The sequence below is a fragment of the Flavobacterium notoginsengisoli genome (genome assembly GCF_042686225.1).
GTDB classification, from domain to species: domain Bacteria; phylum Bacteroidota; class Bacteroidia; order Flavobacteriales; family Flavobacteriaceae; genus Flavobacterium; species Flavobacterium notoginsengisoli.
The window spans coordinates 61,303-74,680 of sequence record NZ_JBHUOT010000012.1 but is presented as its reverse complement, the minus strand read 5'-3'; the positions used below and the strand labels follow the sequence as shown (position 1 = coordinate 74,680).

General features: G+C 31.9%; 14 protein-coding genes. 12 read left to right on the top strand and 2 right to left on the bottom strand.

All coding sequences use genetic code 11. From position 1 onward, the window contains the following. From arfB to ACFS3A_RS22400, 7 genes are all read left to right on the top strand, one after another. A complete protein-coding gene (gene arfB / locus ACFS3A_RS22430; RefSeq protein WP_379827812.1) occupies positions 1–405 on the top strand; it encodes an alternative ribosome rescue aminoacyl-tRNA hydrolase ArfB in 405 nt (134 codons plus the stop codon). A gap of 280 nt (positions 406–685) precedes the next feature. Beyond that, positions 686–2,875, top strand: coding sequence for a TonB-dependent receptor (locus ACFS3A_RS22425; RefSeq protein WP_379827811.1), 2,190 nt, complete (start codon positions 686–688; stop codon positions 2,873–2,875). Positions 2,876–3,129: 254 nt separating this feature from the next. Beyond that, positions 3,130–3,444, top strand: coding sequence for a hypothetical protein (locus tag ACFS3A_RS22420; protein ID WP_379827810.1), 315 nt, complete (start codon positions 3,130–3,132; stop codon positions 3,442–3,444). A gap of 60 nt (positions 3,445–3,504) precedes the next feature. Further along, on the top strand, positions 3,505–4,209 hold the full coding sequence (locus ACFS3A_RS22415) for a GLPGLI family protein (RefSeq protein ID WP_379827809.1): 705 nt from the start codon (positions 3,505–3,507) through the stop codon (positions 4,207–4,209). Between the two features lie 27 nt (positions 4,210–4,236). Beyond that, complete coding sequence (locus ACFS3A_RS22410; protein WP_379827808.1) at positions 4,237–4,962, top strand: GLPGLI family protein; 726 nt, start codon at positions 4,237–4,239, stop codon at positions 4,960–4,962. Next, complete coding sequence (locus ACFS3A_RS22405; RefSeq protein WP_379827807.1) at positions 4,907–5,668, top strand: GLPGLI family protein; 762 nt, start codon at positions 4,907–4,909, stop codon at positions 5,666–5,668. The genes ACFS3A_RS22410 and ACFS3A_RS22405 overlap by 56 nt, the downstream gene beginning before the upstream one ends. 52 nt (positions 5,669–5,720) lie before the next feature. After that, entirely contained in the window at positions 5,721–8,390 is a 2,670-nt protein-coding gene (locus tag ACFS3A_RS22400) for a carboxypeptidase-like regulatory domain-containing protein (RefSeq protein WP_379827806.1), read from the top strand. Between the two features lie 3 nt (positions 8,391–8,393). On the opposite strand, the gene ACFS3A_RS22395 is transcribed toward ACFS3A_RS22400, so the two are convergent. After that, entirely contained in the window at positions 8,394–8,810 is a 417-nt protein-coding gene (locus ACFS3A_RS22395) for a hypothetical protein (RefSeq protein WP_379827805.1), read from the bottom strand. Between the two features lie 156 nt (positions 8,811–8,966). Here ACFS3A_RS22395 and greA point away from each other — a divergent pair, with 156 nt between their 5' ends. Both greA and ACFS3A_RS22385 read left to right on the top strand, forming a co-directional pair. Next, on the top strand, positions 8,967–9,443 hold the full coding sequence (gene greA / locus ACFS3A_RS22390) for a transcription elongation factor GreA (protein ID WP_111288069.1): 477 nt from the start codon (positions 8,967–8,969) through the stop codon (positions 9,441–9,443). A gap of 67 nt (positions 9,444–9,510) precedes the next feature. Then, positions 9,511–9,900, top strand: a complete 390-nt coding sequence (locus tag ACFS3A_RS22385; RefSeq protein ID WP_379827804.1) for an HIT family protein — start codon at positions 9,511–9,513, stop codon at positions 9,898–9,900. Between the two features lie 77 nt (positions 9,901–9,977). On the opposite strand, the gene ACFS3A_RS22380 is transcribed toward ACFS3A_RS22385, so the two are convergent. Next, positions 9,978–11,129 (bottom strand): sensor histidine kinase, encoded by a 1,152-nt coding sequence (locus ACFS3A_RS22380; RefSeq protein ID WP_379827803.1) that lies wholly within the window; start codon positions 11,127–11,129, stop codon positions 9,978–9,980. Between the two features lie 159 nt (positions 11,130–11,288). Here ACFS3A_RS22380 and ACFS3A_RS22375 point away from each other — a divergent pair, with 159 nt between their 5' ends. The 3 genes from ACFS3A_RS22375 to aat all read left to right on the top strand — a co-directional run bounded on the left by ACFS3A_RS22375 (position 11,289) and on the right by aat (position 13,376). Further along, positions 11,289–12,164 (top strand): flavin reductase family protein, encoded by an 876-nt coding sequence (locus ACFS3A_RS22375; RefSeq protein WP_091493550.1) that lies wholly within the window; start codon positions 11,289–11,291, stop codon positions 12,162–12,164. Positions 12,165–12,197: 33 nt separating this feature from the next. After that, positions 12,198–12,569: a DUF3127 domain-containing protein gene (locus ACFS3A_RS22370; protein WP_091493548.1), complete on the top strand. Its 372-nt coding sequence runs from the start codon at positions 12,198–12,200 to the stop codon at positions 12,567–12,569. A 168-nt stretch (positions 12,570–12,737) separates the two neighbouring features. Then, the gene (gene aat, locus ACFS3A_RS22365; protein ID WP_379827802.1) at positions 12,738–13,376 is read left to right on the top strand and encodes a leucyl/phenylalanyl-tRNA--protein transferase; all 639 of its coding nucleotides are present in this window, start codon (positions 12,738–12,740) and stop codon (positions 13,374–13,376) included. The last annotated feature ends 2 nt before the right edge of the window (positions 13,377–13,378 follow it).

Genomic DNA, 13,378 nt, shown 5'->3' with positions numbered 1-13,378 from the left:
ATGGATGCAGAAAAAATTATATCAGAGTTAAGTTTCAAAGCCGTTCGAAGCAGTGGAGCGGGAGGGCAAAATGTAAATAAGGTTTCTTCAAAAGTAGTTTTGACTTTTGATTTGAATGCCTCTCAAGCGCTGACTGAAGATGAAAAAATACTTTTACAAGAAAATATAGCTGCGAGATTAACTTCTGAAAATATTCTGATTTTAAATTGCGACGAAGACCGAAGCCAGCTTAAAAACAAAGAAATTGTTACCAAAAGATTTTTAGAACTAATCAAAAAAGGATTGTATGTCCCGAAAATTAGAAAAGCTACAAAAGTTCCAAAATCAGTAATTAAGAAAAGAATAAAGGATAAAAAAAATATCTCTGATCTAAAACAATCGCGCAGAAAACCAAATTTGGATTAAATTATAGAAAAGAAATTCCAAATTCCAAAGAATGAATATAATCTGTTTTTTGGAATTTGGAATTTCTTTTTTGGAGTTTTAAATTTTTTAACACTAAATTTGCACTGTCTCAAAGGGGTGCTCTAAATAACGAGCTGAGATCATACCCAAAGAACCTGAGCGAGTAATGTTGCTAAGGGAAAAACGACACTATCGAGCGTGCACACTTTATTTTGTCGGGAAACACATTTATTAATTTAACAAAAGAATAATTCCCCCTTTTATTCGTAATTCTTTACGAATGAAAACTTATTTTAAAGGTACTGAAGTACTAAGCAACAAAGGTTCAAAGGTTGAAAATCTTAAGAGAACCAAATCTATTTTCTTTACTCTATTCTTTATTTTCTTCACTCTGATTTCTTCTGCACAACAGCAAGATTCAACTAAAGTAAATCAGCTTGATGATGTGTTGGTTTCTGCTGTCCGTGTTACAACAAAAACTCCGGTTACGTTTAGTAATATGGATAAAAAAGAAATCAAATATCGAAATCTCGGTCAGGATATTCCAGTTTTAATGAACTACTTGCCATCTGTAGTAACAACTACCGATGCCGGAGGAGGGATTGGTTATACCGGAATCAGAGTCCGTGGTAGCGATGCTACAAGGGTAAACGTTACCATAAACGGAATTCCGTATAATGATGCTGAAAGTCAGGGAACTTTTTGGGTTAATATGCCTGATTTTGCTTCTTCTGTAGAAAGTCTGCAATTACAGCGCGGAGTAGGAACTTCTACAAATGGTTCCGGAGCTTTTGGTGCCAGTTTAAACATGCTGACAGATAGTTATGCTTCTAAGCCAACGGGAGAAATTTCAAGTTCTTTCGGAAGTTTCAATTCTAATAAAAACACTGTAAAATTCAGCACCGGTTTATTAAATGATCACTTTGAACTTGCAGGACGTTTATCAACAATCAAATCGGATGGTTATGTAGATCGCGCGAGTTCCGACTTAAAATCATATTTTCTGCAAGGAACGTATGTTGGAAAAACGACTCTGATTAAAGCTTTGGTTTTTGGAGGAACTCAAAAAACTTATCAGGCCTGGAACGGAATAGACGGAGAAACATTAAACACAAACCGTACTTATAATTCTGCCGGAGAATATAAAGATGAACTTGGAAATACTCGTTATTATGATAACGAAACAGATAATTACAATCAGGACCATTATCAATTGCATTGGAGCGAATCGATTTCCGATAAATGGAGTACAAACTTTGCTCTTCATTATACTAAAGGGAAAGGTTATTTTGAGAATTATAAATATGATGAGCCAATTGCAGGATATGGGCCAATTGAATCTACAAAAATGGTTGAGAATGATTTAGGTGAATTAGTTCCGGGAACAGATTTAATTCGTCAAAAATGGTTGGATAACGATTTTTACGGAACCACTTTTTCTGCAAAATATAAAGACGAAAAACTGGATGTGATTGTGGGGGGAGCCTGGAATAAATACGAAGGTGATCATTATGGAAAAGTAATTTGGGCTCGAAATTCTGCAAATTCAGAATTAGGAGATCATTACTATGATGATTTTTCTACTAAAACTGACGGGAATGTTTTCGCGAAAGCAAACTATCAATTCACAGAGAAATTAAGTTTCTATGGAGATTTACAATACAGAAGAGTTGGTTACAAGGCAAATAGTGCAGAAACAGGTTTAGTTGATGATACGTTCAATTTCTTCAATCCCAAAGCAGGATTGAATTATGCTTTCAGTGAAAAAAACACACTTTATTTCTCTTATGCACGTGCCAACCGTGAACCAAACAGAACAGATTATGAAGGAGGAAATGTAAAACCCGAAAAACTAAATGATTTTGAATTAGGCTGGAGATTCAATTCTGAGAAATTTCAATTGAATTCTAATGTGTATTATATGGCCTACAAAGATCAATTGATTTTAACGGGAAGATTAGATGATGTTGGAGCCCCAATTCGTGCCAATACAGAAAAAAGCTATCGTTTAGGTCTGGAAGTTGATGCTACTATAGCGCTTTCAGAAAAATTCACCTTACGACCAAACTTTACTTTAAGCAGCAACAAAAATGTTGATCTGGCAGTTGACGGTGAATATTACGGAACTACCAAAATCGCTTACTCTCCGGAAGTAATCGCAGGAAATGTTATTGTGTACAAACCAATCGAAAGATTATACATTTCATTACTACAGAAATATGTCGGAGAACAATACATGAATAATATCGAATTGCCTTCGGCTAAACTGGCAGATTACTTTGTAAACGATTTGAATGTTTCTTACGAAATAAAACCAAATACTATTTTCAAATCAATTACCATTACCGGAATGGTTAATAATATTTTAGACAAAAAATATGTTTCAAACGGTGCCATGTGGGATATTTATCCATATTATTATCCACAGGCTGGAATTAATTTCTTAGCTGGTTTGACGTTGAAGTTCTAAGAATTTTTTAAATAATGAAAAGCCCGAAGGTGTTTAGATGCACTTTCGGGCTTTTTTGTTACATACATTTAAAATAAGCCTTGATTTTACAAGATTTAAAGGCATAATAGACTTTTAATACATATGATTTAATTAATACAAAATCTTGTTAATTTAATGTTAAAAATGTGTATTTTCTTATTTTTGTTAATTTAATTTGAGATGTTTGAAACGGTTAACCAAAACATTATTTATAAATTTTAAACCGTTTAATTATGAAAAAATTAATTTTTACTGCTTTTGCAGTAATGGTATTTAGTTCTATTTCAAAAGCGAATACTGTTGAGATAGAAAAGCTGGAATTGCAACCTATAGAAAATGAAAATAAGGTTGTTGATGGGCCAGATTGTGAGGGGTCAAGGTTTATTGCATATGCAGCGGCTCGTAGTGCAGGATTTGGTCATAATTATGCAAGTTCGTCATCATACTCTGTTTATTTTATGTGTATGGGACTTGAATTTGAACGTATCACTTTTCTAGAAGAAGAACCTGAGCGTTTATTTCCAATAGATGAAGAATTCGTAGGATAAAAGTATAAATCAAAGAAACACACCAATTTCACTGATTTTGGTGTGTTTAAAAATAAAAAAATGAAAAATAAAATTATTTTTTTTGTTCTATTTTTATCACTTACAGCTTATACACAAAGTAAGAAGATTACTGTTGAATATGGTGCAAGAATTGAAAAAGAAGAGGGATTGTTTGACAATAATAATATGCTAAAGAGTCTTCTTAACAAAGCTATGACAAATTGCGATCAAATAGTATTTCAATTAATTATAACAGAAAAGGGTTCAAAATTTTTGAACAAAGAAAACTTAGAGAGTGATATTAATTTTGGAGTAAGAAATTTTGCTTTTGCAATGTTGAGTTATGGAGGAGTTGTTTATAGCCTAAAAGATAAAGTTTTAGAACAGCAATCACTATTAGGAAAAAATGTCTATGCATCCCAAGATTTAAAAAAAGATTGGGTTTTAACCAACGAAACTAAACAGATTGATGACTATTTATGTTATAAAGCAACTAATATTTATAAGGTGGAATATGGCTCAAAAGTTTTTAATCATCCTGTAACAGCATGGTATTGTCCTGCATTGCCATATTCTTATGGCCCAATAGGATATGGAAATTTACCAGGATTAATTTTGGAACTTCAGGTAAGAAATGGTGTTTTTGGTGTAAAAAGTATTGACCTGCAAAGTGAACAGGATTTTGATGTTAAAGTATTAGATAAGATAAAAATTTTAACCAGAAAAGAAATAGAAGAAGCTTATGATAAGTTAAACGGTCTTTAATTGATACTTGTTTTAAAGAATAAAGCTATGAAAAAATTAATACTATTATTTTTTTGCATTTTTTTTAATGCATCTTTTTCTCAAGTAAAATATGGTTCTATTGTCTACAGTTTAACTCCAATAGAAAATGGGAGTAATTTGGATAAGATGTACTTGCAAATGAGCATAGGATTTATTGAAAGAGCCAGACAATTTGATTTTAACTTAATTTTTGATTCTAAACATGCATTTTTTGATATCAATAAAATATACAAATATGACACATCTAAAGAAACAACATTTGCTAAATTGAAAATTGAGTTTGGTGGCGAAATTTGGCAGACTAAGGATAGTGTTTATAGTGATGTAAACTTAGGATACTTAGGAAATAATCTTATTGTAAAAAAAGAAGCAGAGAAAAATTGGGTTTTATATAATGAAACAAAAAAAATAGACAGATTTGTTTGTTATAAAGCCACTACAGAAATAGTAAGAGTTACACCCCAAAAAACGTTTAGGTTTCCAGTTACAGCATGGTATTGTCCTGAAATAAATGTGCCTTTTGGTCCTTTAGAATTTGGTAATTTGCCAGGACTTATTTTGGAGCTTCAAACAAAAGACGCAGTATTTGAAGTAAAAACAATCTCAATAAATCCAGAAGAAAAGATTGAAGTACCCAAATTGAAAAAAGGTAAAATACTTTCCGAAAAAGAGCTGGATGGAATTATTACAAGGTATAATGATGAGAAGAATTCTAATAATTCAAAAAGATGAAATATTGCATAAAATTATTTTTTTAGTTCTGTTTTTGTCACTCACAATTAAAGGGCAAAGCAAAAAAATTACTGTTGAGTATGGTACAAGGATTGAAAAAGAAGAAGGATTGTTTGGGAATAATGTATTATACAAAAATCTTCTTGATAAAGCTATGGCTGATTGTTATAAAATAACATTTCAATTGATTATAACAGAGAATGGAGCTAAATTTTTTAATAAAGAAAACTTAGAGAGTGATATTAATAGAGGCGTAAATGGATTTGCTCTTGGGATGTTACATTATGGAGGAATTGTTTATAGCTTAAAGGATAAGGTTTTAGAACAGCATTCACAGTTAGGAGAAAATGTTTATACATCGCAAGATTTAAAAACAGACTGGGCTTTAACTAACGAAACCAAACTAATAGATAATTATTTGTGCTATAAAGCAACCAATATTTACAAGGTTGAATATGGTGCAAAAGTTTTTAATCATCCTGTTACGGCCTGGTATTGTCCTGTATTGCCCTATTCTTATGGGCCAATAGGCTATGGGAATTTGCCAGGATTAATTTTGGAGCTTCAGGTAAGAAATGCCGTTTTTGGTGTAAAAAATATCAACCTTCAAAGTGAACAGAATTTTGATATTAGAGTATTAAACAAAATAAAAATCTTAAGTAGAAAAGAAATGGAAGAAGCTTTTGATAAGTTAAATGGTCTTTAGTCAATACTTAATTTTTTTTATAATATGTAGTATTTAACAGGGCAATTAGAGTATGAAATATTTTGTGTTCCTTTTTTTTCTTATATTTTCATTTTCATATTCTCAGACAAAAACTTTTGTAGGAGTAGTTTCTGACGACCTGAATAAACCTTTAGAATCTGCAAATGTAATTGCTAAACCTTTGCAGGAAAAAGCAAGTTTAAAATTTGCTATTGCTGATAACAGAGGACGTTACAGATTAGAGCTTGAAAAGGAAGTGAAATATGAAATCACAGTTTCGTATATTGGGTATGTTGAAGAGGTTTTTATTCTGGAATCCTATTCAGAGAAAAACACACATGATTTCCATCTTAAAGCAACGGGTGAAAACCTGAAAGAAATTGTCATCAAGCACGAGTTCAAACCTATTATAGTTAAAAAAGACACTCTGATTTTTGATGTTAATAGTTTTGCGAATGGAAACGAACGAAAAATGAAAGAAGTTCTTGAAAAACTGCCCGGTGTTGAGGTCGATAAAAATGGCGGGGTCACGGTACAAGGCAAAAAAGTAACCAAAATGCTGGTAGAAGGAAAATCATTTTTTGGTGGCGGTTCTAAACTGGCTGTAGAAAATATTCCGGCAGATGCTTTGGATAAAATTGAGGTTATAGATCATTTTAATGAAGTAGGTTTTATGAAGCAGGTTTCAGACAGTGATGATCTGGCTATGAATGTCAAACTTAAAGAAGAAAAAAAGAAATTTGTTTTTGGAGATGTAGAAGCAGGAGCAGAGGTAGGAGCAGGCGACAACGGTTTTTATCTGGCACATACAGCTTTGTTTTATTATAGTCCAAAAACAAATGTGAGCTTTATAGGCGATGCCAATACTATTGGTAAAAGTACATTTACATTTGATGATTTAATGCGGTTTGGAGGCGGAGTAAGTAGTTTCCTATCAGGCAGGAAATCACTATCTGATTTGTCTTCTTTTTCTAATGACAATACCGATGTTTTGAAAAACAAATCACAATTTGGTGCATTTAATATAAGTCATGATATTTCTGATAAGTTTTCTGTTTCAGGTTTTGGAATATTTTCTAAAGTTTTAATGGCTTCCAAAATTGAAAATAATATTGAATATTTAAACAACACTGCTGTTGCATTTGAGAATAAAGACAGAAATGCAAAAAACAATACTGTACTTGGTATTGGAAATGTAAAGCTGGATTATTCGCCATCTAATAAAGAAAAATGGTATTATAATGGACAATATCAATCGAGTACAAATGATTTGATAAGTACCTTAAATTCAGTTACAAATTTAGGATCTTCCATTTTTGAAACCATAAACAAAGCCGACAATATTTCTGTAAAACAGTATATTGAATGGCATAAAAGTTATAATCAAAATCATACTACGACTTTTGTTGTTAATCAGGCTTATAATACAACTACGCCAATCAACAACTGGTTTACAGATCAGCCGTTTCTGCAAGGTTTGATTCCCTTGAAAAAAGACGAAACTTATACCATTAATCAAATCAAAAAATCTGATGTAAATAGTATTGATGCGCTTTTTAAACATTACTGGATTATAAATAACAACAATCATCTATATACCAACATTGGTAATAATTATGAATCTTCAACCTTTCAAACAGCAGAAAAACAAATTCTAACAGATGGTTCTGTAAATGACTTTGCATTAACAGGTTTTGGGAATGACATTAAATACCAATTAAATGATGTTTATGTAGGTTTGGAATATAAATTCAGAATAGGAAAATGGGTTAACAAGCCAGGTTTGTATTTACACAGGTATGATTTAAATACAATTCAAAATAATAATGACTATACTATTGCAAAAACACTTTTTCAGCCACAATGGAATAGTGACTATGAATTTAATAATTCTGAATCCATAAATTTTACGTATAAATTAGAGAATAAATTTCCAGTTTCCAATCAATTGGCTGACAGATATACGTTGCAATACTATAATTCAGTTTATAAAGGAAATGCATTATTAGAAAATGAAAAATACCATTCAGCTAGTTTGTTTTATTCAAAAATGAATTCCTATCGTGGAATAACCTGGAATGGAATGCTGAATTATTCCAAGAAAACAAAAGTAATTCGAAATGAAATAGAATTGGACGGCATAAATCAATTTAATACTCCTGTGATGACAGATAATCCTGAAACTAATGTTAGTTTTAATGGTTCAGTTTCTAAGCGAATTTATCGATTTAATTTAAAGTTAAATACAAGATTTTCTTGGTTTGAGTATTCACAAAAATTAAATGATATTACAACAATTAATAAAAGAGATAGTCAGAATCTTGGTTTGGTTTTTAAAACAGCTCATAAAAAGTGGCCGGTTTTTAGTGTCGGGTATAATAAAGGATTTAGTAATTTTTTGGGTTTGACCAAGTCACATTTTCAGACTGATGCAATTACATCTGCATTTGAAATTACAGTTCTTAAGTTTTGGACTTATAAAATCAATTATGATTATTTAAAAAATACATATAGTAAAAATCAATCTAACTTTTACGATATGTTAGATACATCATTATTCTATCAGAAAAAAAATAATCCTTTTGGTTTTCAGCTGAGTGTAAATAACTTGCTTGACGTGAAAAAGAAATATAATAACAAGTTCTCAGATTATATGATTAGTAAGCAGTCAACTTACATTTTACCAAGAGCTATTATATTTTCTGTATCTTATAAATTGTAGTTTTTAATTGTATACATGGATCACAGTTCCTGAAGATTCAACACGATATTGTTTCATTGGGTATTCTTTTCCGCCAAGTCCTGTAAATAAATTATACTGCGTTTTGTCACAAGAACAAACAGCATAAATTCCGTCAATTGTCATGGCAGTACAAGAGGTAAGAGCCTGATTTGGACATGCAGCATCAAAAGCAGTGTACGTTCCTTCACCCGTTTTCATAACAATTATTCCTTTAGCACCGTAATTGGAAACATACACAGGATTGCTTACATATAGTAATTTGTTGTAAGTTGGAAGGTTGGTGTCAAGATAAGCGTTTACAGAATAATTCGGGATATATGGATTGTTATTGCTTCTGTTATTGTCACTGCAAGAGAATAAAACAGTGGTAAATGCGATAAAGAACCAGATTTTTTTCATTATTTGAATAAGAATTAGTGAAACAAAAATAATTTATTTAGATTTGAAATCTATATGATTAACATATAATTATGTACTATTAAAAATTATAGTATATTTGTGGTAAGAAAATCCCGTCGCGATGGGATTTTTTGTATTTATATAAACGATGAAGTTATGAGTAAAGTATCTTATTATACAGCAGAAGGACTAAAAAAGTTAAAAGATGAATTGGAGCACTTAAAAAGTGTAATGCGTCCAAAAGCATCTCAAGATATTGCAGACGCAAGAGATAAAGGAGATTTATCTGAAAATGCGGAATATGATGCAGCAAAAGAAGCACAAGGTTTATTAGAAATGAGAATTTCGAAACTGGAAGAAGTATATGCAAATGCAAGATTAATTGATGAGTCTCAATTAGATGTTTCTAAAGTTTTGGTTTTATCGAATGTGAAAATAAAAAATCAAAGTAACGGAATGGAGATGAAATATACGCTTGTAGCAGAAAGTGAAGCTGATTTAAAAACAGGTAAAATTTCTGTAACATCTCCTATTGGAAAAGGATTACTTGGAAAATCTGTTGGAGAAGTAGCAGAAATTACAGTTCCAAACGGAGTTTTGAAATTTGAAATTCTGGAAATTTCAAGAGACTAAATTTTCTTTTGTTTAATCGGTTAATTGTTTAATCGGTTAAACGAATAAATGATTAAACAAATAAACAATGAGCTCAATATTCACTAAAATAGTAAACGGAGAAATTCCAGCTTACAAAATTGCTGAAGACGATAATTATTTGGCTTTTTTAGATGTAAATCCAAATGCTAAGGGGCATACGCTTTGTATTCCGAAACAAGAAATCGATAAGATTTTTGATATGGACGAAGAATTGTATTTAGGCTTAATGAAATTTTCTAAAAAGATTGCTGCCGCCTTAGAAAAAACGGTTCCATGCAAAAGAGTTGGAATTGCAGTTGTTGGACTTGAAGTGCCTCACGCACATGTACATTTGATTCCTTTAAATGAAATGGATGAAATGCGTTTTATCAATAAAGTTTCGCTTTCTAAAGAAGAGTTTGAAGCTTTAGCAAAAGATATTCAATCTAATTTATAATTGTCAGATTATAGATTTGTCAGGCTGAGCGAAGTCGAAGTCTTTCTTAAATATATAAAGTGCAGTAAATGATAATTTTACTGCACTTTTTTATTTAGTGAAATCTGAAAAGTTGTTCCCTTTCCAATCTCAGATTGTAAAACTTTAATGTGTCCGTTATGATATTCTTCCACAATTCTTTTTGTTAAAGAAAGACCAAGTCCCCAACCTCGTTTTTTTGTAGTAAAACCAGGTTCAAAAATCGTTTTAAATTGCTTTTTCAAAATTCCCGTTCCTGAATCTTTTATATTGATTTTTACAAGAAAGGCATCTTGCTCCACTTGAAGATCCAGCGTTCCTCTGCCTTTCATAGCGTCAATGGCATTTTTTACTAAATTCTCTATCGTCCAGCTATGTAAAGTTGGATTTATCATAGCATAAATAGGCTCTTGTGGAGCCTTAAATGAAAACGAAACCTGTTTGGAAAAACGAGATTGCAGATATTCATAAGCATTTTGGGTCTCTTCAATAATGTTGCGAGGCTCCAGAACAGGAACAGAACCAATTTTTGAAAAACGATCTGTAATGGTTTGCAGGCGTTCAATATCTTTTTCAATTTCAAAACTAATAGACGGATCGATATCTTCCGTTTTTAATATTTCAACCCAGCCAATTAAAGAAGATAAAGGTGTTCCGATTTGATGGGCTGTTTCTTTAGCCATTCCTGCCCAAAGTTTATTCTGGGTTGCCATTTTGGTACTTTTATAAAAATTATAGATCAAAGCCACGCATAAAACAATAATCAGAAATAAGGCAATGGGGTAATATTTGAGTTTATTGAGTAATCCTGAATTTCCGTAATATAGGGTCTGATATTTCCCGGGAGCATATTCAAAAGTGATTGGCTCATTTTCATTTCTTAATTTATTCAAATAAGCATTTCTTTTTTTCTTGTTTGTCAAAATTTCATCCGGAATATTGTTGGAACTCACTACTTTGTCAAACAATATTACTATTGCAGGAATAGAAGTGTTATTGTTCATAATTTGAAGCGGAAGTTCTAGGTCGCTATCTTCATTGGCATTAAGAATTGTAATTTGTGCATTTACAAAAAGCTTCATTTTTAAGCGTTCCTCATTTTTAAAAATTTGGAAGAAAGTATAAGTGTTCCAAAGAATTAGAGAAATAATTAAAAAGCAGACAGAAATAATAATCCAGCGTATTGTATTTGTTCTTTCAGAAAAAGACATATCCATTTTTTTGTGGTATAAATATAACGAAATATACCTATTCTATATTTTGCTGAAGCCGAAAGTTTTTTTGTTTTATCTGCAAAACTATTTTTCATAATTAAACGATTTCAATACTTTTGCAGGTACCAAAATGAGATTTGGTTTAAATCAAAAAGTATGATCAGCATTAATCCAAAAGAGATACCAACGGCTAAATTACAAGGCTATCTGCAGAGTTCAATAGGGCCTAGACCAATTGCTTTTGCGAGTACAATCAGCGAAAAAGGAATCCCGAATCTGTCGCCGTTTAGTTTCTTCAATGTATTTAGTGCTAATCCGCCGATTTTGGTTTTTTCGCCATCAAGACGTGTTCGTGATAATACCATAAAACATACTTTAATTAATGCCGAAGCAACCCGTGAAGTAGTAATTAATGTGGTTAATTTTGATTTGGTACAGCAAACTTCTTTAGCCAGTACAGAATATGGAGACGGAGTAAACGAATTTATAAAAGCGGGATTAACTCAGATTCCTTCAGATTTAGTAAAACCTTATCGTGTAAAAGAATCGCCAGTTCAGTTTGAATGCAAGGTAACGCAGATTATTCCGTTAGGAGAAGAAGGTGGAGCAGGGAATTTGATTTTATGTGAAGTAGTAAAAATTCATATCCATGAATCTATTTTAGATGAAAACGGAGCAATCGATCAGCATAAAATTGATTTGGTTTCAAGATTAGGAAATAACTGGTATTCAAGATCCAATCAAGGCCTTTTTGAAGTAGCAAAACCCTTGACAACACTGGGAGTAGGCGTAGATGCAATACCAGATTTTGTAAAAGAAAGTCCTGTTTTTGACGGGAATGATTTAGGCAAACTTGGAAATATTGAAGCCTTGCCTACAAAAGAAGAAGTTAGTATATTTGTGAAAGAAAATTTCGCTGTCAAAGGAGTTTTAAGCTCAGATGACCAGAAAAAAGTGCACTTAGAGGCCAAAAAGTATTTGGATAAAGGAGACGTAGAATCGGCTTGGAAAGTGCTTTTAGCTAAGAAATAAAAGAAATAGAAACAATAATTAATATAGACGAAGATGGAAGTTACAGGAAAAGTAAAAGTGGTTAACCCAGAGCAGCAAGTTAGTGCCTCATTCAAAAAAAGAGAGTTAGTTGTTACTACTGAGGAGCAGTATCCACAACATATTTTAATCGAATTTACACAGGACAAATGCGATTTATTGAGTAGCTATAAACAAGGAGAGGCAGTAAAAGTTTCTATCAATTTAAGAGGAAGAGAATGGGTTAATCCACAAGGAGAAACTAGATATTTCAATAGTATTCAAGGTTGGAGAATCGAAAGATTAGCAGACGCTGCGCCTACACAAGCACCGCCAATGCCAACAGCAGAAACTTTTGCTCCGGCAACAAATGTAAGCGACGACGAACCAGACGATTTACCGTTCTAATTAAAGGTTTACAATCTAATATATTAAATTCCAAATTCCAATTCATTCAGTTGAATTTGGAATTTGGAATTTTTTGTATCGAAAGTGCTGTATCAAACTGAAATCACAAATTGTGCAAATTTAAAATTTCAGTATTGAATTTTTTTTGATTTTGATTATAATAAAAAGATGTATTTTTTATTTGATAATTTATATTTCCCTCCTGTTACAGAAGCTGATGAAGAAGGCATATTGGCAGTGGGCGGTGATTTAAGTCCCGAACGATTAAAACTTGCTTATAAAAGAGGTATTTTTCCTTGGTTTAATGAAGGAGAATCCATTCTTTGGTGGGCTCCGGATCCGCGTATGGTTTTGTTTCTGGATGAGCTGAATGTTTCAAAAAGCATGCGCAACATTTTGAATCGCAATGTTTTTACTGTTACATTTAATACTCGTTTTAGAGAAGTAATTTTAAACTGCCAGCAAATATTAAGAGATGGACAGGACGGAACCTGGATTTCAGATGAAATAGTCGAATCCTATTGCGAACTTCATAATCAAGGTATTGCTAAATCTGTTGAAGTTTGGCAGGATGAGGTTTTGGTAGGAGGGCTGTACGGAATTGATCTGGGCCATATTTTTTGTGGTGAAAGCATGTTTTCTAAAGTGTCCAATGCTTCAAAAGTGGGTTTCATACATCTGGTGAATCATTTAAGAAAAGAAAACTATAAATTACTGGATTGTCAGGTTTATAACCCTCATCTGGACAGTTTAGGCTGTCGTGAAATTGATCGCGAAGAGTTTATGTCTATTTTAAACAGTAAATAAGA